The sequence below is a fragment of the Actinomadura viridis genome, from assembly GCF_015751755.1.
In the GTDB taxonomy this organism is placed as follows: domain Bacteria; phylum Actinomycetota; class Actinomycetes; order Streptosporangiales; family Streptosporangiaceae; genus Spirillospora; species Spirillospora viridis.
The window spans coordinates 696160-720860 of sequence record NZ_JADOUA010000001.1; the positions used below are offsets into that span (position 1 = coordinate 696160).

At 72.1% G+C, this 24701-nt stretch carries 28 protein-coding genes; 15 read left to right on the forward strand and 13 right to left on the reverse strand.

Annotated features, from left to right (window positions below; translation table 11 throughout):
* Nucleotides 1–148: 148 nt before the first annotated feature.
* Nucleotides 149–856: a peptidoglycan-binding protein gene (locus IW256_RS03105; protein ID WP_197009499.1), complete on the reverse strand. Its 708-nt coding sequence runs from the start codon at nt 854–856 to the stop codon at nt 149–151.
* Complete coding sequence (locus IW256_RS03110; RefSeq protein ID WP_197009500.1) at nt 856–996, reverse strand: hypothetical protein; 141 nt, start codon at nt 994–996, stop codon at nt 856–858. The genes IW256_RS03105 and IW256_RS03110 overlap by 1 nt, the downstream gene beginning before the upstream one ends.
* 154 nt (nt 997–1150) lie before the next feature.
* Here IW256_RS03110 and IW256_RS03115 point away from each other — a divergent pair, with 154 nt between their 5' ends.
* Together IW256_RS03115 and IW256_RS03120 are read left to right on the forward strand one after the other, a co-directional pair.
* Nucleotides 1151–1399, forward strand: coding sequence for a hypothetical protein (locus IW256_RS03115; protein ID WP_197009501.1), 249 nt, complete (start codon nt 1151–1153; stop codon nt 1397–1399).
* Between the two features lie 102 nt (nt 1400–1501).
* Nucleotides 1502–2611: an alkene reductase gene (locus IW256_RS03120; protein ID WP_197009502.1), complete on the forward strand. Its 1110-nt coding sequence runs from the start codon at nt 1502–1504 to the stop codon at nt 2609–2611.
* A 77-nt stretch (nt 2612–2688) separates the two neighbouring features.
* On the opposite strand, the gene IW256_RS03125 is transcribed toward IW256_RS03120, so the two are convergent.
* Nucleotides 2689–3108 (reverse strand): hypothetical protein, encoded by a 420-nt coding sequence (locus tag IW256_RS03125; protein ID WP_197009503.1) that lies wholly within the window; start codon nt 3106–3108, stop codon nt 2689–2691.
* A gap of 694 nt (nt 3109–3802) precedes the next feature.
* On the opposite strand from IW256_RS03125, the gene IW256_RS03130 reads away from it, so the two are divergent.
* Nucleotides 3803–4999, forward strand: a complete 1197-nt coding sequence (locus tag IW256_RS03130; RefSeq protein WP_197009504.1) for a helix-turn-helix domain-containing protein — start codon at nt 3803–3805, stop codon at nt 4997–4999.
* 210 nt (nt 5000–5209) lie between these two features.
* Entirely contained in the window at nt 5210–5506 is a 297-nt protein-coding gene (locus IW256_RS03135) for a hypothetical protein (protein WP_197009505.1), read from the forward strand.
* A 983-nt stretch (nt 5507–6489) separates the two neighbouring features.
* Here the strand turns inward: IW256_RS03135 and IW256_RS03140 are convergent.
* Complete coding sequence (locus tag IW256_RS03140) at nt 6490–7236, reverse strand: GntR family transcriptional regulator (protein ID WP_197009506.1); 747 nt, start codon at nt 7234–7236, stop codon at nt 6490–6492.
* Between the two features lie 120 nt (nt 7237–7356).
* On the opposite strand from IW256_RS03140, the gene IW256_RS03145 reads away from it, so the two are divergent.
* Complete coding sequence (locus IW256_RS03145; RefSeq protein WP_197009507.1) at nt 7357–7764, forward strand: ATP-binding protein; 408 nt, start codon at nt 7357–7359, stop codon at nt 7762–7764.
* Nucleotides 7752–8027, forward strand: coding sequence for a hypothetical protein (locus IW256_RS03150; RefSeq protein ID WP_197009508.1), 276 nt, complete (start codon nt 7752–7754; stop codon nt 8025–8027). The genes IW256_RS03145 and IW256_RS03150 overlap by 13 nt, the downstream gene beginning before the upstream one ends.
* Before the next feature lie 59 nt (nt 8028–8086).
* Here IW256_RS03150 and IW256_RS03155 read toward each other — a convergent pair whose 3' ends face one another.
* On the reverse strand, nt 8087–8392 hold the full coding sequence (locus tag IW256_RS03155; protein WP_197009509.1) for a hypothetical protein: 306 nt from the start codon (nt 8390–8392) through the stop codon (nt 8087–8089).
* Nucleotides 8393–8598: 206 nt separating this feature from the next.
* On the opposite strand from IW256_RS03155, the gene IW256_RS03160 reads away from it, so the two are divergent.
* Nucleotides 8599–9297 (forward strand): tectonin domain-containing protein, encoded by a 699-nt coding sequence (locus IW256_RS03160; protein WP_197009510.1) that lies wholly within the window; start codon nt 8599–8601, stop codon nt 9295–9297.
* Nucleotides 9298–9516: 219 nt separating this feature from the next.
* Here IW256_RS03160 and IW256_RS03165 read toward each other — a convergent pair whose 3' ends face one another.
* Together IW256_RS03165 and IW256_RS03170 are read right to left on the reverse strand one after the other, a co-directional pair.
* Nucleotides 9517–9714, reverse strand: coding sequence for a hypothetical protein (locus tag IW256_RS03165; RefSeq protein WP_197009511.1), 198 nt, complete (start codon nt 9712–9714; stop codon nt 9517–9519).
* Nucleotides 9715–9823: 109 nt separating this feature from the next.
* Complete coding sequence (locus tag IW256_RS03170) at nt 9824–11368, reverse strand: alkaline phosphatase D family protein (RefSeq protein ID WP_197009512.1); 1545 nt, start codon at nt 11366–11368, stop codon at nt 9824–9826.
* A gap of 248 nt (nt 11369–11616) precedes the next feature.
* Between IW256_RS03170 and IW256_RS03175 the strand changes: the two genes are divergently transcribed.
* From IW256_RS03175 to IW256_RS03200, 6 genes are all read left to right on the forward strand, one after another.
* The gene (locus IW256_RS03175) at nt 11617–12045 is read left to right on the forward strand and encodes a cupin domain-containing protein (protein WP_307828719.1); all 429 of its coding nucleotides are present in this window, start codon (nt 11617–11619) and stop codon (nt 12043–12045) included.
* Nucleotides 12046–12128: 83 nt separating this feature from the next.
* The gene (locus IW256_RS03180; RefSeq protein WP_197009513.1) at nt 12129–12473 is read left to right on the forward strand and encodes a hypothetical protein; all 345 of its coding nucleotides are present in this window, start codon (nt 12129–12131) and stop codon (nt 12471–12473) included.
* Complete coding sequence (locus IW256_RS03185; RefSeq protein ID WP_197009514.1) at nt 12463–13923, forward strand: sensor histidine kinase; 1461 nt, start codon at nt 12463–12465, stop codon at nt 13921–13923. The genes IW256_RS03180 and IW256_RS03185 overlap by 11 nt, the downstream gene beginning before the upstream one ends.
* Before the next feature lie 6 nt (nt 13924–13929).
* On the forward strand, nt 13930–14589 hold the full coding sequence (locus tag IW256_RS03190; RefSeq protein ID WP_197009515.1) for a response regulator transcription factor: 660 nt from the start codon (nt 13930–13932) through the stop codon (nt 14587–14589).
* A gap of 108 nt (nt 14590–14697) precedes the next feature.
* On the forward strand, nt 14698–16260 hold the full coding sequence (locus tag IW256_RS03195; protein ID WP_197009516.1) for an SLC13 family permease: 1563 nt from the start codon (nt 14698–14700) through the stop codon (nt 16258–16260).
* Between the two features lie 98 nt (nt 16261–16358).
* Entirely contained in the window at nt 16359–17519 is a 1161-nt protein-coding gene (locus IW256_RS03200; protein WP_197009517.1) for a glycerate kinase, read from the forward strand.
* Nucleotides 17520–17702: 183 nt separating this feature from the next.
* On the opposite strand, the gene IW256_RS03205 is transcribed toward IW256_RS03200, so the two are convergent.
* Nucleotides 17703–17909 carry a hypothetical protein gene (locus tag IW256_RS03205; protein WP_197009518.1) on the reverse strand — a complete coding sequence of 69 codons (207 nt, stop codon included), beginning with the start codon at nt 17907–17909 and terminating at the stop codon, nt 17703–17705.
* Nucleotides 17902–19290: a PspC domain-containing protein gene (locus tag IW256_RS03210; RefSeq protein WP_197009519.1), complete on the reverse strand. Its 1389-nt coding sequence runs from the start codon at nt 19288–19290 to the stop codon at nt 17902–17904. The genes IW256_RS03205 and IW256_RS03210 overlap by 8 nt, the downstream gene beginning before the upstream one ends.
* Before the next feature lie 137 nt (nt 19291–19427).
* Here IW256_RS03210 and IW256_RS03215 point away from each other — a divergent pair, with 137 nt between their 5' ends.
* Both IW256_RS03215 and IW256_RS03220 read left to right on the forward strand, forming a co-directional pair.
* Nucleotides 19428–20591: an ATP-binding protein gene (locus IW256_RS03215; RefSeq protein WP_197016063.1), complete on the forward strand. Its 1164-nt coding sequence runs from the start codon at nt 19428–19430 to the stop codon at nt 20589–20591.
* Nucleotides 20588–21217, forward strand: a complete 630-nt coding sequence (locus IW256_RS03220; protein ID WP_197009520.1) for a LuxR C-terminal-related transcriptional regulator — start codon at nt 20588–20590, stop codon at nt 21215–21217. The genes IW256_RS03215 and IW256_RS03220 overlap by 4 nt, the downstream gene beginning before the upstream one ends.
* Before the next feature lie 197 nt (nt 21218–21414).
* Here the strand turns inward: IW256_RS03220 and IW256_RS03225 are convergent, their stop codons facing one another.
* The 4 genes from IW256_RS03225 to IW256_RS03240 form a co-directional block, all read right to left on the reverse strand.
* Complete coding sequence (locus IW256_RS03225) at nt 21415–22176, reverse strand: MBL fold metallo-hydrolase (protein WP_231403624.1); 762 nt, start codon at nt 22174–22176, stop codon at nt 21415–21417.
* An 82-nt stretch (nt 22177–22258) separates the two neighbouring features.
* Entirely contained in the window at nt 22259–22837 is a 579-nt protein-coding gene (locus IW256_RS42015) for a TetR/AcrR family transcriptional regulator (protein WP_197009522.1), read from the reverse strand.
* Between the two features lie 135 nt (nt 22838–22972).
* The gene (locus IW256_RS03235; protein WP_197009523.1) at nt 22973–24067 is read right to left on the reverse strand and encodes a serine hydrolase; all 1095 of its coding nucleotides are present in this window, start codon (nt 24065–24067) and stop codon (nt 22973–22975) included.
* A gap of 158 nt (nt 24068–24225) precedes the next feature.
* Nucleotides 24226–24699, reverse strand: coding sequence for an SRPBCC family protein (locus IW256_RS03240; RefSeq protein WP_197009524.1), 474 nt, complete (start codon nt 24697–24699; stop codon nt 24226–24228).
* Between the last annotated feature and the right edge of the window lie 2 nt (nt 24700–24701).

Here is a 24701-nt window from a genome sequence, read left to right on the forward strand (position 1 = left end):
AGGCCACGGCATCGGGGCCACCTCCGGTCGGGAGGGTCACGACCCTTACGAACCTATGACGGCGTCGAATCTCGTACTAGTCCCGATGTGGCCTTTTTACCTGGAGCCTCCCTAGGGCACACGAACGGAGCCAGTGCACACGAACGAGCTAGTGCACACGAAGGAGCACGGGCCACGTCTGGGGGCCGACGATCCCGTCCACCTCGACCCCGCCCCATTCCTGCACCGCCCGTACGGCCTGCTCGACCTTGGCGTCGAAGGGCCCCTCGACCGGCCCGATCTCGGGATGCGAGCGTGCCAGCAGCAGGGCGCGCAACGTCTCCACGTCCTCGCCGGTGGCGCCCTTGCGCAGCAGCGGCAGCTTCCTCACCATGGCCTCCGTCCAGTTGTCGTAGGCGGGCCGCCCGTAACCGGCGATCACCGAGGCCGACCGTACGCGCCGTTTGCACGCGTCGCCGGTGTTGCCCTCGATCGTCTGCAGCCGCCCGCCGCCCAGGACCCGCTCCACCACTCCGACGTGGTCGATGGCCCCGATCGCGTTGCCGGCGCCCCAGTCGAAGAACACGATGTCGCCCGGCCTGGCGCGGTCGACATTGGCGGCCGTCCCGCCGAACCAGCGGCCGATCCGCTGGAAGTCCTGCGCGTGCCACACCGTGTACGCCCGGTCGCCGCCCGGCAGGACCGCCGGGGCGTTGCCGGACCGGCGCGCCCAGTAGGTGACGGCCATGTCGCACCAGGCGGCCTTGAGGAACTCCTCGCCGTGCCGCGCGGCGTAGTCGCGGGTGATGGCATTGGGGCGCCCCGACAACCCCAGGGACCGGCGGGCCTCGGCGAGCATCTGCGCGGCGGTGCCCATCAGGGCCCCTCCCCGCGATAGATCCCGTCCGCGCCGGGCTCTCCGTACAGGTCCCGCAGGACCCGTTCCTCATCCTCTTCGGTGGCTCGATGCGCATCGGGGTGCACATCGACCGCGTCCATGTGAACGGACTCGCTCATGGCGCCTCCGGGGGGCTCAGCAAACCAGAACAAAGTGTAGTCAAGTAACTACCAAGAGTGCAAGGCGTGCGTGTGACCTGTAGCCACATCCGGCCGCCCCGGCCCGGCCATCCCGGACGCTCGCGTTGAATGAGGTGAGAAGACTGGAGACGCCATGCCGCCCTCGACCGCCCGCCACCGCGGGCCGGGATTCCTCTTCTACTACGACGAGGACGTCCCCGCGCCCCGCCGTGGCCGCCTTGCGGCCAACGCCGTCAGAGCCGCCACGATCGGCGCCGTCCTGGTCCTGGTGACCCTTCTCAGCCTCGCCCTGGGCCCGGCCATGCACCCCCAGGCCGACCGCCGCGACTCGGCGCCCGCCCTCCCGGACGGCGACGCGACGCCCGCGAGCACCCCGCGCTGAACAAAGCCGGCCGGCCGGTCACATCTCCTTCCCGCGGTCCGTCAATCCCACGACGCACGACCGGGCCCCAGGCGCCCGGCACGCCGAATGGGAGGACACGGCATGACCACCATCCAGGAGACCGCCCTCGACCAGCCGTTGCTGCGGCCGGCCGCCCTCGGGGACCTCCGGCTGCCCAACCGCGTGGTGATGGCACCGGCCACGAGGGCCCGCGCGGCCAACGACGACCTCGTACCGACCGAGATGCACGTCGCGTACTACGCCCAGCGGGCCGGCGCCGGACTGATCGTCACCGAGGGGACCTGGGTCAGCGAACGCGCGATCGGCTTCGTCGGCGTCCCCGGCATCTACAGCGAGGCGCAGGTCGCGGCCTGGCGGCGGGTCACCGGCGCCGTCCACGCCCTCGGCGGCCGGATCGTCCTGCAGCTCTGGCACACCGGCGCCGCCTCGCACCCCGACAACCTCGGCGGGGAACGTCCCGCCGGGCCGTCCGCGATCGACCCCGGGGAGAAGAGCTTCACCGCGACCGGCTTCAAGCCCACCGTCACCCCCAGGGAGATGACCGCCGCGGACATCGAGGCGACGATCGAGGACCACCGCACCGCCTCCGCCAACGCCCACCGCGCCGGTTTCGACGGGGTCGAGGTCCACGCCATCGGCCCGTACCTGATCCCGCAGTTCCTCAACCCGCGCCTCAACCACCGCACCGACGCCTACGGCGGCGACCGCGCCCGCCGGCACCGCTTCCTGCTGGAGATCATCGACGCCGTCGCCGCCCCCTGGGACGGCCGCGGCGCCGGCGTCCGCCTGTCGCCGTACTGGGCGTCCGGGCTCTTCCAGGCCGACGAGGAGACGCTCGCCGACTACGACGCACTCGTCCAGGAACTCAACGACCACCCCGTGGCCTACCTGCACTTGCGCGGGCCGAACCCGGCCGGCGACCCCGACCTTGACGCGTTCGCCCGCTACCGGCGGCGGTTCGGCGGCCCCCTGATCGTCAACGGCGGCTTCGGCCGCGAGACCGGCAACGCCGCCATCGAGGCGGGCGTCGCCGACGCCGTGTCGTTCGCGAGGCCGTTCATCGCCAACCCCGACCTCGTCACCCGCTTCGCCCTGCGACGTGACCTGGCCGAAGGAGACCCCGCCACGTACTACACCGGCGGCGCGCAAGGCTACGTCGACTACCCCGCGAGCACCTGGCAGGACGCCTAGCGGTCACGTTGACTTGCGGCGAGTTGCTCCCTCGAAGACCGTCCTCGCCGCACGTCAACGAACGGCGTGGCCACGGATCAGCCGGCCAGTCTCACGCCCTCGGCGCATGCCTCCATGAAGGCGGCCTTGCCCGCGGGGAACTTGCCGCCCTCGGCCACGCCCTGCTGGTACGACATGGAGCAGAAGTTGGCAGGGAGGCGCTTGTCCTGCACGGCGGCCATGCCCGCGGCCATCTCGACCATTTCCTTGCGGGTGTACTTCTTGCCCTCAGGATCGATCATGATCACCCGGGAGCCGGTGACGGTCGGGTCGGGGGAGGGCCGCCGCGTCGGGACCGACGTCGGCGTGGGAGAGGGCGGGGGCGTGGCGGCGGTGCTCGTGGCGGGGGCGTTCGCCGTGCCGCTCGCGGTGGGTCGGGGGGACGCCTGCTCGTCATCGCACGCGGTGGCCATCGAAAGGACACCGACGGCGAGCAGGACTGTGAACTTCTTGATCATTTCCCCCTTTGTCGCGGCCCAGGCCCCTCCGGGCGCAAAGAACGTCTGATCCTAGCCACCACGACGACGGCCCAGACAGGCCCAGACATGGGCCTTCGGGCCTATTTTCGGTGGGCGATCGTCTGTCTTCGACAGCGGCTTCTTGATCGAAATCTCGGCCTTCGAATAGGACTCGGCTGAAGTCGAAGACCAAGCGTGACAACGATTGCCGCCGCCCCTGGAGCACGGTCATGTGTGCCCGGGAGGCTGGACCGGGCCGGGGGCAGCGGGCGCTTGAACGCAAAGGTGAACATGGCCAGGGCGGCCAACGAGTTGCCGACGTTGGTGTAGTTGACCAGTTCCCACCCCGCGGCGCCATAGGCGGCCAGCAGGGCGTTGACCGACCCCTCGGCGTCTGCCCACGAGGCCCGGTGGACGACGAACGTGTGCTCCCAGCGAGCGGTCGTGCAGACTCCGGTCCAGGTCGGGGGCGCAGCCCGCGATGACCTCACATGCCTTGCGTCGGTGACCGGAGGCGGGAGACCGTGAGGAAGGAACAGTCGACGGGACGATTCTCGGAATAGGTCCGCTGGGCCCCGTCGCGACGCCCCAGGGATCGTTCAGAGTTCGCCTCGTGGTGATTTCCTGACCCCTGACGTGATCAGTCCCTGCACTTTAACCTGAGAGTGTCGAGTCATCAGGAGGTGCAGGGTTTATGCCCGAAGTTGGCACGATTGGTCGGAACTTGGCGCGGCTGCGGCGTGAGCGTTCCATGTCTCAAGAAGGACTCGCGGCCAAGGCCGGGCTTTCCAAGGACCTGATCGCGAAACTTGAGCAGGGACGCAGGTCGAGCTGCCGGGTCACATCACTCATGAAGCTCGCGACCGCGTTGGACGCCGAGCTGACCGACCTGACCGGCAGGCGCGAGCGCCTGGGCGCCGACCGCGACGGCGGAAGCGTCCTCGCGCTCCGGGACGCGATCCTCTCCCCCTCCTTGCTGCCGGGCTTGAACAGCGGCGCCGGCCTGGACGCCGACGATGACGGAACGCCCACGCCCCTGATCGAACTGGACGCGGCGATCACGGCGGCGCACGACAGGTACTGGAGTGGCGAGTTCGGTCCGCTGCTGTCGGTGGTCGCGGGACTGATCATCGAGGCCAGGCTCACCTACAGGAACACGGGGGTGAGCGCGGCCGGGCCGCTGGCTCAGTCGTACCAGCTGGCAGCCTCGCTGATGCTGCAGCTCGGGAAAGCGGACCTTGCCGCCATCGCCGCCGAGCGCGGTATCGCGGTCGCGGCCGAGGGCGACGACGAACTGCAATGGGCGACGATCAATGGCACCTACGCGTGGGTGCTGCTACGTCAGGCACGCCTGGAGGAAGGGGAAGCGCTCGCCGTCCGGGTTGCCGAACAGATCGAGCCCGACTTCAAGGCCCGGCCGGAACACCTCGTGGTGTGGGGCAACGTGCTGTTGAACGCCCTGGCTCCGCGCGTGGTGGCCGGGAAGGATCCAGCCGACTACCTCAGCCTGGTGTCGGCTGTCGCCGGACGGCTCGGACAGAAGGTCCAGGCTTACCAAACGGCCTTCGGACCGACCAGCGTGGCGATGCAGACCGCGTACACCTATGCCGTCCTGCGCGATCCGGGCAAGACGCTGAAGGCCGCCCGGAACGTCAACCCGGGTGACCTGACCCGGATCTCCTACGGTCGTCATCTGCTCGACGTTGCGCAGGCGCACGTGGACGCGCGACAGCCGCGCGCGGCCGAAGTGCAGCTGGCGGAGGCACGGAAAGCGTCGCCGGTGTGGTTCCGTCATCAGGGACTCGCTCGTTCCCTGGTCGGCGAGGTTCGTGAGGAGCTGACCCGGCCGTCACCGACCATCCGTTCCCTGGCCCATGAGGTGGGGATCTAGGACGTCTCGCCCTGGAACGACGTCCGAGGTCCGTGGAACGTAGGACAAGGCGTCCTAGCGTGGCCGCATCGTGCCAAGGGCATCAGGACGATTGTCCGTGGTCTGACTGCCTTGCTTACCGAGAGTCTGTGCGGTGTCACGCAAGGCGGCCCCGGCCTGGTGGGCCAACACCAGGGGTTCCGGGGCCTTGGCCGGAAGGTAGTCCGACCCATGGCAGATCGTACGACCCAGACCAATCGGCTCGCCGCACTCGGTGCTCATCTGAGCGCCCGCGGTTACGAGGTCGACCTGATCGATCAAGGTCTTCGCGTAGTGAACACCCAGGTCACTCCCCACACCACGATCACGATCACGTGCTGCCCCCGGCCGGAGGACGGTGGGCGCGGCTGGTTCTTCACGGCGTCCGGTGATCCTGTCGCGGAGGCCGGCCGGATCATCGACGCGGGCGTGGACATCATGGGCCGCCTCGCCGACCGCGACCACCACTCCGGGGAGGCGGCGCGGTGACGGCGCTCGCGCCGTGGACGGCGGCCGAACTCGACCCGGACCTGATCGTCGCCGAACTCCGCCGCCGCTTCCCCCGCGTCAGTGCATGGAAAGGAGAGTTCACCGGCCGCTGGTGGGCGCTCACGCCCGACCACACGGGCCGCGACCGGCTGGTGGAGGCCGACAACCCCGTCCAGCTCGGCCGCCTCCTGGAGAACGTTCGGCAAGCCACACCCCCACCACCCCGGCAAAGGGGCACGGCCGGGCAGCAGCGCGGCCCAGCTCGGCAGCGTGCGACGGCGCGGCAAGCGTCCGTGCCCCCTGCGCCACACTCGAACGCTCGCCCAGCTCCCCGCCAGGACCCTCGGCCTGCTCCCCGCTCGAATCCCTGGCCCGCTCCCCGCCCAAGTCCTATCCCGAACACTCGCCCGGCCCCACGTCCCATGCAGGCCAGGCGGGCACCGAAGCCCATGCACGTCCGCCCCAACCACGGCCGGCGCGAACGTCGCAGCTGGTGGCGGCGAGCGCTGGGGTGGTTGATCCAGGAACGTCCGCCGGGTTGATGCGTCCCCGCCCTCACGTTGACTTGCGGCGAGTTGTCGTTTTGGGCGGCTCCGAGGGAGCAACTCGCCGCAAGTCAACGCGCTCCAGCCAGCGGATTGCCCGCAGTCCGGGCAGCGGCCGGCGTGAGCGCGCCGCACCACCCCGTTCGGGACTCCCGGTGAACGGTGCTCGCGCGCGCTCACAAGGACGCGGGGCGGATCGCCTGGACGCGGTGAGTGCTCGGGTTGCTGGTTCAGGGACGTTGACTTGCGGCGAGTTGTTGCCTTGGGCGGCTCTGAGAGCACAACTCGCCGCAAGTCAACGTGAACCCGCGCGGCGAATGAACGAGGGGCTTTCGCTGGTCGTGCCGGACTGACGCCGTGGCCTCGGGTGCTGCTGGAGGCGCCTGAAGTCACGGGCCCGGAGTCGGGGACGGGGGCCCAGGGCGGAGTGAGGGAGGATCAGTCGACGGGGATGGTGTACGCCAGTTCGTACCGGTCGACTGGAACGACGATGTCGGCCGTCTCGACGGGGCGGTCCCCGGAATAGGTCCGCTGGATCACCATGACGATGGAGCCCAGGGGTTCGTTCAGGATGTCCGCCTCCTCGGCGAGGATCGACCGGGCGGTGATGACCTCGGTCGCGAGCGAGACCTCCAGGCCGATCGCCCGCATCCGTGCGACGACGCCCGCTCCCGCGTGCGGCCCTTCCTCGGGCAGCATGACCGGCGTGCCCCGGGTGAGTTCCATGGGCTCCCAGGAGGTGGACGCCATCACCGGTTGGTCGTCGGCGAGGAAGGTGTAGCGCGTCCGCATCACCTCGGCGCCCTCAGGGATGTCGAGCCGTTCGGCGACGGCGGGTGACGCGGAGGTGGTCTCCGAGCTGGAACGCCACGTACCGGTGAGCCCCTGGCTCTCCATGTCGGCGCGGAACGGTGATGATGACCGTCCGCGTGATTCGCGGTACCAGGATCGGGCCAGGCGCCTGAGCTGAGGCCGCCGACGCACGTAGGTGCCGGAACCGGAACGGGACTCCAAGTAACCCTCGGCGACGAGCAGTCGTACGGCTTCCACCGCGACGCGGTCGGAGACCTCGTACTCGCGAGCGAGTTCGTGACGTGACGGCACCTTGTCGCCCGGCGCGAGCCGACCTTCGACGATCCGGCGCCGCAGATCATCGGCGATGCGCAGGTAGGCGGGCTGCCGCAAGGCTCACTCCGAGTGGTCGAGTGCGGATGTTCCGTAGACAGCTTGACAACCTGAGTACCCAGCTTGCAAGCTGAGTACTCAGGTTACGTTCAGTTGTCAAACGATCACATAGGGGTCGCCATGGTCTGGTCGCAGACTTATCCTGGGCACAAGGTCATGGTCCCGGCGGCGCGGGCGTTCGTCAGGGCGATGCTCAACGGGGTGCCGCGCACTGATGACGCGGAACTCGTCGCGGCCGAACTCGTCGCCAACTCTCTCCGCCACACGCCCAGCGGGCAGGCGGGAGGGAGCTTCGAGGTCAGCGTCTCCGTGCGCCGAGGCTGGGCGCGGATCGCCGTCTCCGACGAGGGTGCGGGCGATTGGCGTCCGTGTGCCGACCGTCCGGCGGACGACGAGGAGTACGGGCGTGGCCTGCTCATCATCGAGGCGTACGCCGACAAGGTCGGCCACGACGTCGGCGGGCGGGGGCAGACCATGTGGGCCGAGTTCACCTGGCCTGATGAGGACGCCTCCTGGTGGGGCCCGTGATGGCGTGGCAGGGCATGCGCAGTGTCGCGATCCGCGTGGACGGTAGGGAGATCGAGATCCGCGAGCTGGCGTGCGGCATCTTCAACGTCTTCGACGTGCGCGGGACTCGCCTGGCCGTCGTCGTACGGCTGAGTGGCGGGTGGTGGCTGGGCGTCCGGATCGGCGGGCCCAGGCGTGACATGCACGTGCCCGTCGACATCGGTGTCCAGGAGTCGGTTCTGGAGGGCGTCATGGAAGTGACGCGGAGCCTGCTCGGGCGCTGAGCGGCCCGCGCCCCGGCCAGCCCTCCAACGAGGGGGCGGGGACCGGGGTCGGGGGAGGGTCAGCGGGTGGGGTTGAGGGACTTGGAGAAGGGGGCGTGTCCGTCGATGTGGGCCGTCTCGACGGGGCGGTCCCCGGAATAGGTCCGCTGGATCACCATGACGATGGAGCCCTGGGGCTCGTGCAGGATGTCCGCCTCCTCGGCGAGGATCGACCGGGCGGTGATGACCTCGGTCGCGAGTCCCACGATCAGGTCGATCGCCCGCATCCGTGTGACGACGCCCGCTCCCGCGTGCGGCCCTTCCTCGGGCAGCACGACCGGCGTGCCCCGGGTGAGTTCCATGGGCTCCCAGGAGGTGGACGCCATCACCACAATCCGTTCCGATCCGCAAAGTTACGAATACCGCCGTGTAGGTTCCTGATCGGCCATCGAATACTAACTGTGATGAATTCACTCCGATGCGTAGCATTCAGGGGCCGGGGTTCTCCCGGTTCTGTCAGCCCTGGTGACCGTCGATGTTGTGACGGCGGGGCTGCTGCGTTGTCCGGATACGGCTGGAAAGGCTGGTGCTCATGGCGCGGTGGCAGCAGATTCCGGGGTCGCTCAAAGCGATCTCCGTGGGGTCCAGGACGAACGTGTGGGGTGTCAACTCCGCCGGGAGTATCTACCGGTACACCAACGAGGACGCCGAGCCCTGGGTGCAGATCGAGGGCGGGCTGAGTGACATCGGCGCTGGTGCCGATGGCACGGTGTGGGGTGTCAACTCCGTCAACAGCATCTACCGCTACACGGGAGACCAGGGCACCAACCGCTGGGTCCAGATCTCCGGCGGGCTGGTGCGCATCGCCGCCGGCTCCAGGACGAACGTGTGGGGTGTCAACTCCACCGGGAACATCTACCGGTACACCAACGAGGACGCCGAGCCCTGGGTGCAGATCGAGGGCGGGCTGAGTGACATCGGCGCGGGCGCCGACGGCACCGTGTGGGGCGTCAACTCTGCCGGTGACATCTTCCGCTACACCGGAGACCAGGGCACCAACCGCTGGGTGCACATTCCCGGGAAACTGGTGCGCATCGCGGTCGGGTCCAGGACGAACGTGTGGGGGGTCAACTCGGCCGGGAACATCTACCGCTACACCAACGACGACTCCAACCCCTGGGTGCAGATCGAGGGCGCCCTGAGTGACATCGGCGCGGGCGCCGACGGCACGGTGTGGGGCGTCAACTCCGGCGGCAACATCTACCGCTACACCGGGGACCAGCCCGGCTGATCGGCCGACTGGCATTCGCCGCCGGCGACGGCGGTGACCACCCCTCGGGCCCCTCCCGATACCGCCCCGGCGCTCGGGGGCGCGGAGAACCGCGTCTCTCGCGGGACTCCTGATGTTGCGGGAACCGGCTCATGGGCGGTGATGGTGGCTGCGAGAGACCGGCCCGGAGCGGCCGCGTGCTCCCGCAGCCGCCATCACCCACAAAGCCCGCCGGTGTGGTCAGGCCAGGGTGCGCGCGTACAGATGAAGGGCCGCCGCCACCAGACCGGCCGACACGCCTCCATCACCCGGCCGCGGGAGCTGACCCAGTGGGCGCCGCGTGGGCTGGGCGTTCGTTGGATCCCCGGCGCACTCGACGGCGTGCTGGTAGCCCGCCGAGCAGTACCGGCCCTGCTCGGCGGTGGGCCGGGGCGTCATGGAACTGACGCGGAGCCTGCTCGGGCACTGAACGGCCCGCGCCCGCGCCCTCGCCCCGCCCTCCATCAAGGAGGGCCGGACGGGGCGGGACGGACGTGGCGTGGCGTGGTCAGCGGGTGGGGGTGAGGGTCTTCGAGTAGAGGGCGTTTCCGTCGATGTCGCGGAGGTGGACGGTCAGGTCGGCGCTCTGGCCGTCGATGGCGACCTCGCCGAAGAACTGGTAGCCCTCAGCGGGGGAGGTGTTGGCGCGCGGGGGCGCCTTCTGGAACGCCAATTGCGGGCCGAACGTGGATTCGAGCCTGTTCGGGCCGAAGGCGCCGGCGTTGAGGGGGCCGGTGACGAATTCCCAGAACGGGTCGAAGTCGCTGAAGGCGGCCTTGTTCGGGTCGTAGTAGTGGGCCGCGGTGTAGTGGACGTCCGCCGTCAGCCACACCATGTTGCGGACGTTCGCCCTCTTCGCGTACGAGAGGAGGTCGGCGATCTCGCGTTCGCGGCCCAGGGGGGCGCCGCCGTCGCCCTGGGCGATGCCCTCGGACGCGGTGCCGTCGGGGACGATCAGGCCGAGGGGCAGGTCGGCGGCCATGACCTTCCAGGTGGCCTTGGAACGGCGGAGTTCGCGCTTGAGCCAGGCGAGTTGTTCGGCGCCCAGGACCCCCGAGGTCTGGGTGGGGGAGTTGTTGGGGCCGTTGGGGTCCTTGTGGGTGCGCATGTCCAGGACGAAGACGTCCAGGAGGGGCCCGTAGGAAAGCTTGCGGTAAACGCGGTCGCCGCGAATGGGTGTGTATTCCAGCATCGCCTGCCGGGCGCGGGCGGCCAGGACGTCGACGCGCTTCTCGGTGTATTGCGGAAGGTCCAGGATCTCGCCCGGGTACCAGTTGTTGGTGACCTCGTGGTCGTCCCACTGGTAGATCATCGGAACGTGCGCGTTGAACGCGCGCAGATTGGCGTCGTGCAGGTTGTAGCGGAACTGGCCGCGGTATTCGGCGAGGGTCTCGGCGACCTTGGTCTTCTCGGGGGTGACCAGGTTGCGCCAGGTGCGGCCGTCGGGGAGCGCCACGGTCTCGGCCAGCGGCCCGTCGGCGTAGACCAGGTCGCCGCTGCACAGGAAGAAGTGGGGGGCGCGGGCGCCCATGGCGTTGAAGATCCGGAACCCGCCGAGGTCGGGGTTGATGCCCCAGCCCTGGCCCGCCAGGTCGCCCGACCAGACGAAGCCGATGCCGGCGCGGTGCCTCGGCGCGGTGCGCAGGCGGCCGACGACCGGTTCGGACAGGACCGAGGGGCGGTCGGGGTCGGCGAGCCGGACACGGTAGTGCAGCTCCTCACCGGCGGGCAGGCCGCGCAGGAGCGCCTTGCCGGTCAGGTCGGTGCGGGGGGTGAGCAGGGGGCCGGGGACCGGCCTGAGGTCCTTCAGGTCGGGGCGCCGGCCGATCTCGACCAGCATCCGGGCGGGACGGTCCGAGCGGGCCCAGACCACCGCCTCGTGTGCGGTGACGTCGCCGCTCTGGACGCCGTGGGTGAGCCGGGGACGGCCCGTGCGGACCAGTCCCGGGGAGGCCGCGCCGCTGGCCGGCGTTCCGCTTCCCAGCAGACCCAGGGCCGTTCCGGCGCCCGCCACCAGGCCGCCGCGGAGGACGCTCCGGCGATCCCGCATCATCGATATCTCCGTTCTATGGTCTTTTGAGCATGTTCTCCCGAACTCGTGGACGTGGTGTGAACTTCGGACATCCAGGGACGTTCTTAAGATCGACTTGACAACGCTGCGTGACCGCTGTCTGCTAGACCTCATGTCAGCGCGAGTCTCTCTCGACAGCCCCGTGGCGCTCCGCCGCGTGGCGAGCGCGCTGTGTCCTTCGTGCGGCTGAGCCTCATCTCTCTTTCCGGCTGCACACGAAGGACATTTCCGTGGTTCCCGATTTGACGATGCGTGGCCAGGACGACCCGCACGGCCGCGCGACCTTCCGGCGTCCCCCCACGGTGGGGCAGCTCGCCGCGCGCATCCACACCCTCAGCGCCAGTCCCGGCGACTGGTGGCACCGGGTGCGCTTCGAGCCCGCGGGCCCGGTACGGGTGCCGCTGGACGAGGTGGACGGCGTCCGGCTCTGGCTCACCACCTGGCCGCCCGGCCACCGCACCGACGTGCACGACCACAGCGGCACCGAGGTCAGCACGGTGATCGCGGGCGAGCTGGCGGAGATCAGGATCACCCCCGAGGGGGTCACCGAACGCCCGCTGCGCGCCAACCGGGTCCGCGTCCACGGCGGGCGCACCCACGAGCTGACCAACCCCGGCCCCGCGTACGCGATCACGCTGCACGCCAACCTCGCCTCCTGAGGGGCACGCCCGGTCCGCCCAGATGAAGAAATCCTCATGGTGCCTTCATCTGGGCTTTCCCGGCGAGGGTGATGCTCGACGGCATGAGCATCGTGCAGCGCGTCGCGGTCATCGGCGCGATCGTGGCGGTTCCGCTGGGGATCGCCGGGATCAGCCAGGCCCTGTCGGATACGCCGGGGGAGCCGAGCGTCCCGTCGAGCGTACGGGTCGGCGAGGACGGCACCACGCGGCCCGGATCCCCCACGCCCACGCAACCTGCCCAGCCCACGCGGCCTGCGCAGCCCACGCAGGCGCCCGTCACGCCCTCGCCGGCGCCCTCGCGGACGTCCCCGCCCGCACTCGTCCCGGCGCCGCCGCCGGTGTACGACGACGACGCCGACGACGTGGAACGCGGCGGCAGGGGTGACGACGACGCCGATGACGGCTGAGCCGGCCGGTGAGGACGCCCGGCCGCGGCGGCTGCCCGGGGTCTCGGCGCGGACCCGGATCATGCTGTGGCTGGTGGTCGTGATGGCGGTGGCGCTGGGCTCGGTGGCGCTCGCGGTCCGGGCCATCCTGATCGCCGACGTCGAGCGGGAGGGCAACCAGCTGCTGGAGCAGGAGGCCCGCGAGTTCGAGCGGTTCGCCCGCGAGGGGCGCGACCCGGCCACCGGGCGGCCGTTCCGGGACGCGGGCGGCCTGCTGTTCACCCATCTGCGCCGCCAGCACGCCGACGACGACGAGCTGCTGCTCGGCGTGGAGCCCGGCGGCCGGATCATCCGGCAGGACCGCGAGGGCCCGTACAACCTTCCCGACGACGCCGCCGCGATGCGCCGCGTCCTGGACGCGCCGGGGCCCTCGGGCCGGACGCACAGCCCGGCGGGGGAGATCCGCTGGGCCAAGGTGGCGGCGGTCACCCCGGACGGCGGCGCCGCCACGTTCGTCATCGCCTACTTCATCGAGCGGGATCTCGCCGAGGTGGACCGCACGATGCGGGTGATGGGCGCCGTCTCCGGGGTCGCCCTGCTGTGCGGCGCCGGGATCGGCTGGATCGTGTCGGGCCGGATCCTGGCCCCGGTACGGCTGGTCCGCCGCACCGCCGCCGAGATCACCGAACGGGACCTGGCCTGGCGCATCCCGGTACGGCGGCGCGACGACGTGGGGGAGCTGGCGGCCACGTTCAACGCGATGCTCGACCGGCTGGACCGCGCGTTCGCCACCCAGCGGCGGTTCGTGGACGACGCCGGGCACGAGCTGCGCACGCCGATCACCATCGTGCGGGGCCATCTGGAGCTGATGGGCGACGATCCCGCCGAGCGCGAGGAGACCATGCGGCTGGTCACCGACGAGCTGGACCGGATGAGCCGCATCGTGGAGGACCTGCTGCTGCTCGCCAAGGCCGAGCAGCCGGACTTCGTCCAGCTCCAGTGGGTGCCGGTGATGGAACTGACCAGCGACGTCTACGCCAAGGTCCGGGCCCTGGGCGATCGCGACTGGGTCCTGGACGGCATCGGCGAGGGCGAGGCGAGGATCGACCCGCAGCGCCTCACGCAGGCCGTCGTCCAGCTCGCGCACAACGCCGTCCAGCACACCGTGCCGGGTGGCACGATCAAGGTGGGGTCGGCGCTGGACGACGAGCGGGTGCGGTTCTGGGTCGCCGACCAGGGGCCCGGTGTGCATCCGGACGACATGGAACGCATCTTCGAGCGGTTCGCGCACGGCTCGGCCGCCCCGGCGGGCGGCCGGAGCCACCGCGGCGGCGCCGGGCTCGGGCTGGCGATCGTCGCGGCGATCGCCGGGGGCCACGGCGGGACGGTACGGGTCGGCGGCGAGCCCGGCCGGGGCGCGGTGTTCGAGCTGGACCTGCCGCGGGCGGGCCGCGGCGGCGGGGAGGGGTGACCGGGCGTGAACAGGATCCTCATCGTCGAGGACGAGCACCGCATCGCCACGTTCATCGAGAAGGGGCTGCGGGCCAACGGGTTCAGCACGTTCGTGGCGGCCGACGGCGACCAGGCGCTCGCCTCCGCCTTCGGCCGCGACTTCGACCTGATCCTGCTGGACATCGGACTGCCGGGCCGGGACGGGTTCACCGTGCTGCGGGCGCTGCGGGAGGCCCAGGTGTCCACCCCGGTGATCGTGCTGACCGCCCGTGACTCGGTGCAGGACACCGTCGCGGGACTGGAGGGCGGCGCGGACGACTGGATGACCAAGCCGTTCCGGTTCGAGGAACTGCTCGCGCGGGTGCGGCTGCGGCTGCGCGGGGCCTCCCGGGCGCCGGAGGCCACGCTGCTGAGATCCGGCGACCTCACCCTCGACCTGCGGACGCGGCGTGCGCGCGCCGGCGACCGCACCGTGGACCTGACGGCCCGCGAGTTCGTCCTGCTGGAGCTGTTCCTGCGCCATCCCGGGCAGGTGCTGTCGCGGGAGCAGATCCTCTCCCACGTGTGGGGGTACGACTTCGACCCCGGCTCCAACATCGTCGACGTCTACGTCCGCGCGCTGCGCCGCAAGCTCGGCGACGGCTGCGTCGAGACGGTCCGCGGCATGGGCTACCGGCTGCCCTGACCCCCTCGCCGCGGCACATGAAGATCGCCTCATGCGCCGTTCATGACCGCCTCACCGCCCCTCCGGAAGATCGACACATCGGTCCGGAACGGCGGGGAGGCGGGTGCGGTGGTGCGGACGACGACGGTCACGGCGGCGGAACGGGGAGATCCTCCCCGGCACGAGAGCACGGGCGAGAGCGCGAGCCGGGCCAAGGGCGAGGGGACGGCCGGAGGTGCGGGCGGGGGCTTCCGGCGCAGGGTGATCCGGTATGTCCTCACCGCCGCGGTGGCCGCCGCGGCCTGCGCCTGGGTCGCCCTCGGCTCCGGCGGCACCGGCGGCCCCGGTACGGAAGGCCGCGTCACGCTCGGGGTCTTCGCGGTCGCGACGGTCCTGTGGGTGTCGGGCGCGGCCGACGACACGTTCGTCGCGCTGGCCGCCGGCCTGGTCCTGGTGACCGCCGGGGCGCTGGAGGCCGAGGTGCTCTTCGGCGGCCTCGGCGACCCGACGATCTGGCTGCTCATCTGCGCGTTCGTCCTCGCCGCCGGGGTCACGCGGACGGGGCTGGCCCTCCGCGCGGCGGCGTACTTCGTGGCCGGGGCGCGGACCGTACGGCAGCTGGCGCACCTCGTCACGGCGGCACTGGTGGCGAGCGCCTTCGCCATCCCCGCGACCTCTGGACGGGCCGCGCTGGCGCTGCCGGTCTTCGTGGCCCTGGCGGGCGCGCTGCGCGGGCGGCGCCGGGTCGTCCTGGCACTGGCGCTGATCTTCCCGGCGGTGATCCTGCTGTCCGCCGTCGCCACGCTGATCGGCGCCGGGGCGCACCTCGTCACGGCCGCGACGCTCGCCCGCGCCACCGGGGAGGAGATCGGGTTCGTCCGGTGGCTGCTGCTGGGCACGCCGCTCGCGATCGTCTCCTCCCACCTGGCCACCGAGGCGGTGCTGCTGGCGACCACCACGCGGGAGGACCGCCGGCGGCCGGTGTCCCTCAGCGCCGCGGAGGTGGGGGCGTCCGCCGGTGCCGCGGTGACCGGCCGGCTCACCCACCACCAGGCGCGCGCGGCGGCGCTGCTCGCTGTGGTGGTCGCCCTGTGGTGCGCCGAGCCGCTGCACGGGGTGCCGCCAGCGGTGGTCGCCCTGATCGGCGCCGTCGTCGCCTGTTCCCCATGGCTGGGGACGGTGCGGCTCGGCGAGGCGCTGAAGACCGTCCCCTGGTCGATGCTGCTGTTCATGGCCGCGACGACGGCCATGGGGGTGGCGCTGACGACCTCGGGTGCCGCCGCCTGGCTCGCCGGCGGCCTCCTCGGCGGCCTGTCCGGCGGGGCGGGCACGGGGCCGCCCGCCTGGCTGTTCCTGGGCGCCGTCGTCGTGGTGAGCACGCTGGCGCACCTGGTCCTCCAGTCGCGGTCGGCGCGGTCCGGGGTGCTGGTGCCCCTGGTGATCGCCGCCGCCGCGGGCGCGGGGATCTCGCCCGCCGCCGCCGCGTTCGCCTCGACCGCCGCGGCGGGGTTCTGCCTCACCCTCCCGTCGTCGGCGAAACCGGTCGCGCTCTTCCACAAGGTCGAGGGCGTCACCACGTACACGCGCCGCGACCTGCTGCGGGTGTCGGCGATTCTCGGCCCGCTGACCGCGGCGCTCGTCCTGGCCTTCGCGCTGTACGTGTGGCCCCTGCTCGGCCTGGCCACGCGGTGAGGCCCCGATCGTCCCCGGCCGGGCCCGGGCGTCCCCCGGGTCATCCCCCCGCTCGTCCCCCTGGCCGTTCCACGAGGCCGTCCCCTGAGGAGAACGCGTTGCGCATCGTCATCGCCCCGAGCGGGTTCAAGGAGTCGCTGACCGCCGACGAGGTCGCGGCCATGATCGCCCGCGGCGTGCGCCGGGTCGTGCCGGACGCCCGGATCGATCCGCTGCCCCTGGTGGACGGCGGTGAGGGCTCGGCCGCGGCGCTGGCCCGCGCCACCGGCGGACGGCTCGTGCCCCGCCGCACCACCGGCCCCACCGGCCGGCCGGTGCCGTCCCACTACGCGGTCATGGGCGGGCCGGGGCCGCGTACCGCGGTCGTGGAGATGGCCGCCACGGCGGGGCTGCGGCTCGTCCCGCCGGACGCCCGCGATCCGGGGCGGACGACGACCGCCGGGGTGGGCGAGCTGATCCGGGCGGCGCTGGACGGCGGCGCCCGGCGGATCCTGGTCGGCTGCGGCGACTCGGGCACCTCCGACGGCGGGGCCGGGGCGCTGCGGGCGCTGGGCGCCCGCCTCCTGGACGCCGCCGGGAACGACCTCCCGGACGGCGGGGCGGCGCTGGCGCGGCTGGACCGGATCGACCCGTCCGGGCTCGACCCCCGGCTGCGCCGCACGGACCTGCTGGTCGCCTGCAACCCCTGGAACGTTCTGTGCGGCGAGAACGGGGTGGCCCGCGTGTACGGGCCGCAGAAGGGAGCGACGCCCGGCCAGGCGGTCATGCTCGACGGGGCCCTGTGCCGCTGGGCCGACGTTCTGGAACGCGATCTGGGCGCGCCCGCCGGCCTCGACCTGCGGACCGGCCCGGGGACCGGTGCCTCGGGCGGCCTGGGCGCGGGCCTGGCCGCCGCCGGGGCCCGGCTGCTGCCGCGCTTCGAGGTGCTCCTGCGGCACGTGGACCTGGACGGGCTGCTCGCCCGCGCCGACCTGGTGATCACCGCCGAGGGGGCGATCGACCGGCAGACCTCCCGGGGCAAGATCCCGGCCGAGGTGGCCCGGCGCGCCAAGCGCTACGGCAAGCCCGTCCTCGCCCTGGCCGGGACGATCGGCCCGGACGCCCACACGGTCTACGGCAGCGGGATCGACGCGTTCGCCGGCATCCTCCCGGCCCCCGTGGACCTCGCCGAGGCCTTGTCCCGGAGCGCGGAGTTCCTCGCCGACGGCGCCGAACGCGCCCTGCGCATGGTCCTGCTCGGCACCGCGCTAACGGCCTGAACGCGCCGCACTCACGGCCTGAAGGCGCCGCGCCGACGGCCTGAACGCGGGGCGGGGACTTGAAGCGAGACAGGAGGGCGTGGCCCTGGGACGGGGGCCTGAACGCGGGGACGGGGGCCTGAACAGGGGGACGGGACAGGGGGACGGGACGGTGGATGCAGGATGGGGCTGGGTGATCGTGGCTCAGTGGCGGCGCGAGCGGGTCAGGATGCGGACGATCCCCATCAGCCCGAGCCCGATCAGCAGCGCCGGGACGAGGATCCCGGCGGCGGTGACCGGCTCGCCCGACAGCCCGCCGGCCAGGAAGATCCCCGCGGCCGTGAGGAAGAACAGCCCGGTCACCACCGAACCCGGGTCGAAGCGCCGCCGCGGGCGCGCCGGCTCAGGCACGGGTCACCCGCACGTCGCCGATCCGGCCGCGGATCCGCAGCGCGATCACGGGAGGGTTCCGCGTCTCGGGGTTCTCGGGCTCCAGGACGTGGTCGACCTTGGCGGAGGGGCCGCTGATCGTACGGCCCGGCAGGTCCAGGTCGCCCAGCCCGACCCGCGCGTCGATCTCCACCCGGGCCGCGGCGGGCACGGTGACGCGCAGCCCGCCGAAGACGACCTCGGCGTTGACGGTCATCCGCTGGCCGGGGCGCAGCGGCAGCGCGGAGAGGTCCAGCCGGCCGACGCCGGCCGCGACCTTGTAGTGCTGCTGGGTCCGGGTGGCGTCGACGGGCCGCCACTCGACCTCGCCCCACCGGGCGCCGGGCGGCGCCTCGGCGGCCACCGCGGTCGTCAGCAGCGAGCACGTGAGCAGGGTGCCCACGGTGGCCAGCCCCCGGGCCCGGAACCAGCCGCCCGCCAGCAGGCCCGCCCCGACCACGGCCAGCGCGGTCGCCGACATGATCATCACCGCCTCCGGGCCCGGCTGGGTCCGCGCCACCGGGAACACCGCGGCGGCCGCGGCCATCGCCGCCAGCAGCGTGACCGACGTCAGTGCCGGATGCTTCCCGCACCCCTTGTCCAGGGGAACGGCCTGCGCACCTGACGGTCCGGGCGTCACCGGCGCCCCGGGCCTGCCGTCCGGCACGGGATCGGACACCCGGTCGCGGCCACGGCCGGCGCCGCCCCTGGGACGGCTCAGCGTGGCCAGATCGATCATTCCCTCGGGGAGCCCGCCCCCGCTCCGGCCGGGCACGTCCATCTTGTCGAGCGAGACCGGCCCCTTCCCGAACGAGGCCCCCGGGGCCTGCGACGCACCGGCGGGCCGGCCGGCGGACGTGTCGGCGGGCCGCTCGGGCCCGGGCTGGTGCCCCTGGAGCCGTTCGGGGAACGAACGGGCCGCGGCGACCAGGTCCACCCCGCGCGCGTGCGCCACCATCAGCACCACCCCGGACACCGTCAGCAGCGCCAGCGCGTCCGACGACGCCCCCGGACCCATCAGGCCGGTGCCCACCAGGCTGAACGCCACGGACGCGCACAGCAGGGCACCCAGGATCGACAGCGCCCCCGGGCCGTCGAACCGGCGCCTGAACAGCTGCTCCAGCACAGCCGGACGGTCCGGGGCGGCGGGCATGACCAGTACCGCCGCTATGTACAGCAGGACGCCCTGCCCGTGCACCAGCACGAGGATCGCGAACCCGACCCGGAACACCACCGGGTCGATCCGGGTGTACCGGCCGAGCCCCGTGCACACGCCGCCGAGGACACGTCCCTCGGTGACGCGGGCCAGCCGCGACGGGGCGCCCGCCGGGTTCACGTTCTCCTCGTCCGCCATGGAAGCCATCGTTCCGCCTCCCCCCTCGCGCGCGGTATCCGGGGCGTCCCTGATCCGACCCTGAGGTTCTCCCCGCGAGCGCTCAGGGAGGGGCCCTGATGCGGCCGGGCCCGTGACGTGTGACGATCGATGCCGTGGGGGAGACGATGGTGAGCGACGACGTGGTGCGGCTGGAGCGCCGCGCGGAGGGCCGGCTGGTGGCCGGGGTCTGCCGCGGCCTGGCCGACCATCTCGGCGTCGACACCTTCTTGGTGCGGGGCGCGTTCGTGCTGCTGACGCTGTCCGGCGGGATCGGCGTGGCGGTCTACGTCGCGTTCTGGGTGCTGGTGCCGCCGGCCGAACGGGCGGACGGAACGAAGGCCCCCGGGCGCGCCGGGCGCGACTGGGGCGTCCTGCTGGCCTACGCGGCCGTCGCCACCGGCCTGTCCGCGCTGACCTGGGGCGCCGGGTTCGCGGAGGCGGCGCTGTGGCCGTTCGTCGCGGGCGCCGTGGGCGCCGCGATCCTCTGGCAGCAGGCCGACCGCGCCCAGCGGCAGCGCTGGGTGCTGCCGCTGCGGCACATGTGGCTGCGCAGCCTGCTGGGCCTGCTGCTGGTGGCCGGCGGGATCGGCGGGGTCGTCGCCCAGCAGGTCGACGTGGCCCAGGCCCGGTCCGTGGTGATCGCGATGGTGATCATCCTGACCGGGCTGGCGGTGATCGTCACGCCCTGGCTGGTCCGGCTCTGGCAGGACCTGGACGCCGAACGGCACGAGCGCATCCGTTCCCAGGAACGCGCCGAGCTGGCCGCGCACGTCCACGACTCCGTCCTGCACACGCTGACGCTCATCCAGCGCAACGCGCACGATCCCCGCGAGGTGCAGCGGCTGGCCCGCTCGCAGGAGCGCACCCTGCGCGACTGGCTGTACCAGCCGCGGGCCGACCCCGGCCAGACGTTCGCCGCCGCGATCCGGGAGGCCGCCGGCGAGGTGGAGGACGACCACGGCGTGCCGATCGAGGTGGTCTGCGTCGGCGACACCGAGCTGGACGAACGGCTCGGCGCGGCGCTGCAGGCGGCCCGCGAGGCGATGGTCAACGCGGCCAAGTACGCCGAGGCCCCCTCGGTCTCGGTCTACGCCGAGGTGGAGGGCGACGACGTGGCCATCTTCGTCCGCGACCGCGGCAAGGGGTTCGATCTGGGGCAGATCCCGGAGGACCGGATGGGCGTCCGGGGGTCCATCATCGGACGCATGGAGCGCAACGGCGGCAAGGCCGAGGTCCGCACCGCCCCGGGTGAGGGCACCGAGGTACGGCTGGAGATGAAGAAGTCATGAACACCGTGGTGCTGGTGGACGATCACCAGATGTTCCGGACGGGGGTCAAGGCCGAGCTGGGCGAGGCCGTGCGGATCCTCGGCGAGGCGGGCGACGTGGACGAGGCGGTGTCGGTCATCAGGGAGACCAGACCGGACGTGGTGCTGCTGGACGTGCACCTGCCCGGCGGCGGCGGGATCGAGGTGCTGCGGCGGCTGCAGGGCGCCGTCCCGTCCCGCTTCCTGGCGCTGTCGGTCTCGGACGCCGCCGAGGACGTCATCGGGGTCGTCCGCGGCGGCGCCCGCGGCTACGTCACCAAGACCATCTCCGGGCCCGAGCTGACCGACGCGATCGCCCGGGTGGCCGAGGGGGACGCGGTGTTCTCGCCCCGGCTGGCCGGTTTCGTGCTGGACGCGTTCGCCGCCACCGACCAGCCCGCCGTGGACCCGGAACTGGACCAGCTCACCCAGCGGGAGCGGGAGGTGCTCCGGCTGATCGCCCGCGGCTACGCCTACAAGGAGATCGCCAAGGAGCTGTTCATCTCGGTCAAGACGGTCGAGACCCACGTGTCGAGCGTGCTGCGCAAGCTCCAGCTCTCCAACCGCCACGAACTCTCCCGCTGGGCCGCCGCCCGCCGCCTCGTCTGACGCGTTCGCGGCACCCCGGCCCGCATCGCCGGTATCGGCCGTACAGCCGCACGGTCAGCATCCGCCACGGCTGCCTCCACCAGGACCATCAGCGCCCGGGCGATGTCGGCTGCGGCGTTCTGAGGTGTGCTCCCCGGGCGCTGCGGAGGATTTGGAGGCGTAGCCGACGCTGCGCTCTGCTTGGACCCCGGCTGTGCTTACAGGTAGCGGGCCAGCTCCCAGGGGTCGTGCGCCGAGAACACCTCGACGTCGCCATTGGGGTCGAGGACCAGTTCGCGCAGGCGGGCGACGCCCGCGAGGCGCTGTTCGCGATCCGTTTCCCCGGAAGCCTGGACCAGCTCCATCAATGGATGAGTACAGGGCTCGGGCCGGTCGACCTCGCCGTGGTACATGTATGCGTCACCCGCGTGGATCAGCCACCGGTCCCCGTCCCGCACCGCGACCCCTGCGTGGCCGGGTGTGTGCCCGTGCAGCGGGATCAGCAGGATCTCCTCGGTGATGCCGTCGAGGGCCTGGACACCGTCGAAACCGTTCCAATGGTCTCCGGGGCCGCTGTCGTAGGTCACCCACTTCGGCCCGTGCGCGAGCTGGGCCGGGGTCTTGCCGCCATCCGCCCGCTCCGCCTCGAACAGGTGCACCGCCGCGTCGGGAAAGTCGCTGAGCCCGCCGGCGTGGTCACGGTGCAGGTGGGTCAGGACGATGTGACGGACGTCCGCTGGGGACAGGCCGAGCGCCGCGATCTGTGCGACGGCCGTCGTGGACGGATCGAGCGACGGCCGGGTCAACTCCACCCAGTCGTCCAGCAGCCGCTCGGCCGGGTTCGCGATGTCGGCGGTGCCGATACCGGCGTCCACCAAGACGAGCCCGGACGAGTCCGTCTCGACCAGCAGGACATGGCCGACCGCGGCGGCGGGCCTGAGCGGGCTGTTCGGCCCGTCCGCCGGCTCGATCTCCAGCATCCGGGCACAGTCAAAGTGATGCACGCGCATGAAGCTCCTGCCTTGTGGTCCGTTAGGTCGGTGACTGCTCAGCAGGAGATCGTCAATCGGCGCTCTGTTCGACCAGGTCGCCGAGTTGTGCGGTGACCGTGTCGATGACGGCCACATCCTTGCGGACTCGGGCGAGTATCAAGGCTCCCTGTAGGGACGACAGGACGAGCGCAGCGAGTGGCTCCGCCTTCTCTTCGGGGACGCCCCAGCCGCGCAGCGCCAGCGCGATCCCCTCCTCCCACTCCCCGTAGACGCCGTCGCAGGCCGAGCGGAGGGTCTCGTTCTCGGCGGCGGTCTCCAGCGCGACAGTGGCGAGCGGGCATCCCTTGGTGAAGTCCGATTCCAGCAAACTGCGGGCGAAATGCTTGCCGATCGCCGCCACCCCGGAGCGCCCGCCCTCCGCGGTGACCAGCACCTGCGCCAGGGACCCGCCTACCTCGCGACCGAACCGTGCAACCGCCTCTGACGCCAACTGCTCCTTGCCGTCCGGGAAGTGGAAGTACAGGGATCCCTTCGGTGCTCGACTTTCCTTGAGCACCTGTGTCAACCCGGTGCCGTGATAGCCCTGCCGCTGGAACAGCTCCGCCGCCGTCCGCAGGACCCGTTCCCTCGTCTCTCCCTGAGCTGCCATAGCCCCAAACTATACCGACTGGTCTAGAGATTGTAATAGACCGGTCTACCTATTCGCGGACGCCCGCTCCTTGGCCGGCAGGTTGGAGGTGATCGGCAGATCCAGCACGTCCGTTCCGATCCTCCTCACGGGCCGTCAAGAGTCGATCCGGCGCATCGCCGCGACGACCGTGCGGGCGACGTGCTCCACCGTCCGGACACCGGCGTCCATGGTGGGATGGCCCTGGCTGCACACCGCGACCAGGTAGTCGTGGCCGTGCCCGGTGATGCGGCCGATGCTGTTCACGGCCCAGCCGTGGCCCTGGTGGCGCAGCGGCACCCACCCGTTCTTGATCGCGACCCGGTCCCCGGGCAGGGCGGCGGCGCCGATGCCCCAGCGCTGCCCGGGGACGACCGTCTCCATGAGGCGCAGCACGTGACTGCGGTTGGCGGTGTTGAGCGGGCTGTCCGCGATGGCCAGGTCCCGCAGCAGCCGGACCTGGTCGGCCGGGCTGGTCCTGGAGCCGCCCCAGACGGTGGGATGCGCGCGCGTCCGCCTGAGGGCGAACACCCGGTTGACGCGGTCGAGGCCCCGGCCGAAGCCCAGCTTGGCGTACAGCGCCCCGGCGGCCCGGTTGTCGCTGTGCCGGATCATCCTGGACGCCAGCGCCCGCTCGCCGCCCGTCAGCCCGCGATGCAGGCGCTGCCGCGTCAGCAGCAACCCGGCCAGGATGTTCACCTTCACGATGCTCGCCGTCACGAAGAGGGACGCTTCCCCTGCGCCGAACGACTCGTCCGTCCGCAGATCGGTGATCATGACGCCGGTGCGCCCCGGGCGCCGGGCCAGGTACGCCCGCAGCTTCCGGGTCAGCCTCGGGCGGTCGAGCAGGCGCGTGCCCGCGTCCCTGCCCGCCTTCGTACCGGTTCCGGTGTCCCTGCCCGCCTTCGTGCCCGCGTCCGTGCCCGCCTCCCTGGCCGTGCCCGCCTCCCTGGCCGTGCCCGCGTCCGTGCCCGCGTCCGTGCCCGCGTCCGTGCCCGCGCGCTTGCGGCTTCGGTCGACCGGCGTGATTCCAGGCGCCCTCCCCGCGTCCCTGTGGACCTCCCCGGAGAAGGGCGGCCGGTGATGCCGGTGGTACGGAGCGAACGGGCCCGGCGCGTACCGGCCGCCCTCGCGCGGCGGCGGCAGCGAAGCGGACAGCACGGCTCCCGTGGCGACCAGGGCCAGGACGCAGGCAGGCGTCTTGTAGCGCATCGAATCCCCCGATGTCCTGCGACCGGAGGTCCCCCGAGCCGCGATGATCTTGCGGTCCGGCCCTACCCCGGCGCCCAGGAGTGATGCGCACGGAGAGTCACTCTTTATCGCTATGAGTGAGTGCTTGGGGATGTGGGGAATGTCCCGCGGACGGCCCCTTACAGCACGTTCGGCAGGCGGGCCGGGCAGCCCGGCTCACAGTGCGCGGAGTGGTGGGCGACGCGGCGGGCGAACGACCCCAGCATCCGGCTCAGGAAGGCGCTCAGCAACGGGCCCGTCCCCGGATACCTCGGCTCGAACCGGCCCTCCCACCGGATGAGGGTCTTCGTCCCGTTCGGACGCAGCGTGACGTCGGCGCGGTACTCCCGCACCGGCAGCCCGGACAGCGCGATGTAGGCGTAGTGCCGGGGCGGGTCGTACGCCACGACCCGCTCACGCGCCGGCGGGATCGCCCGCACCGCGCCGACCCCGTTGGGCGTCGGCTCCCCGGCCCGCTCGCGGCGGGCCCGCACCGGGAAGGAACCCCACTCGTTCCAGGCCTCCGCCACCGCGACGTGCTTGAAGATCACCTCGGCGTCGGCGTACGCGACGGCCTCGCCCACGATGGTGTACGGCCCGGTCCGCTGCGGCATGA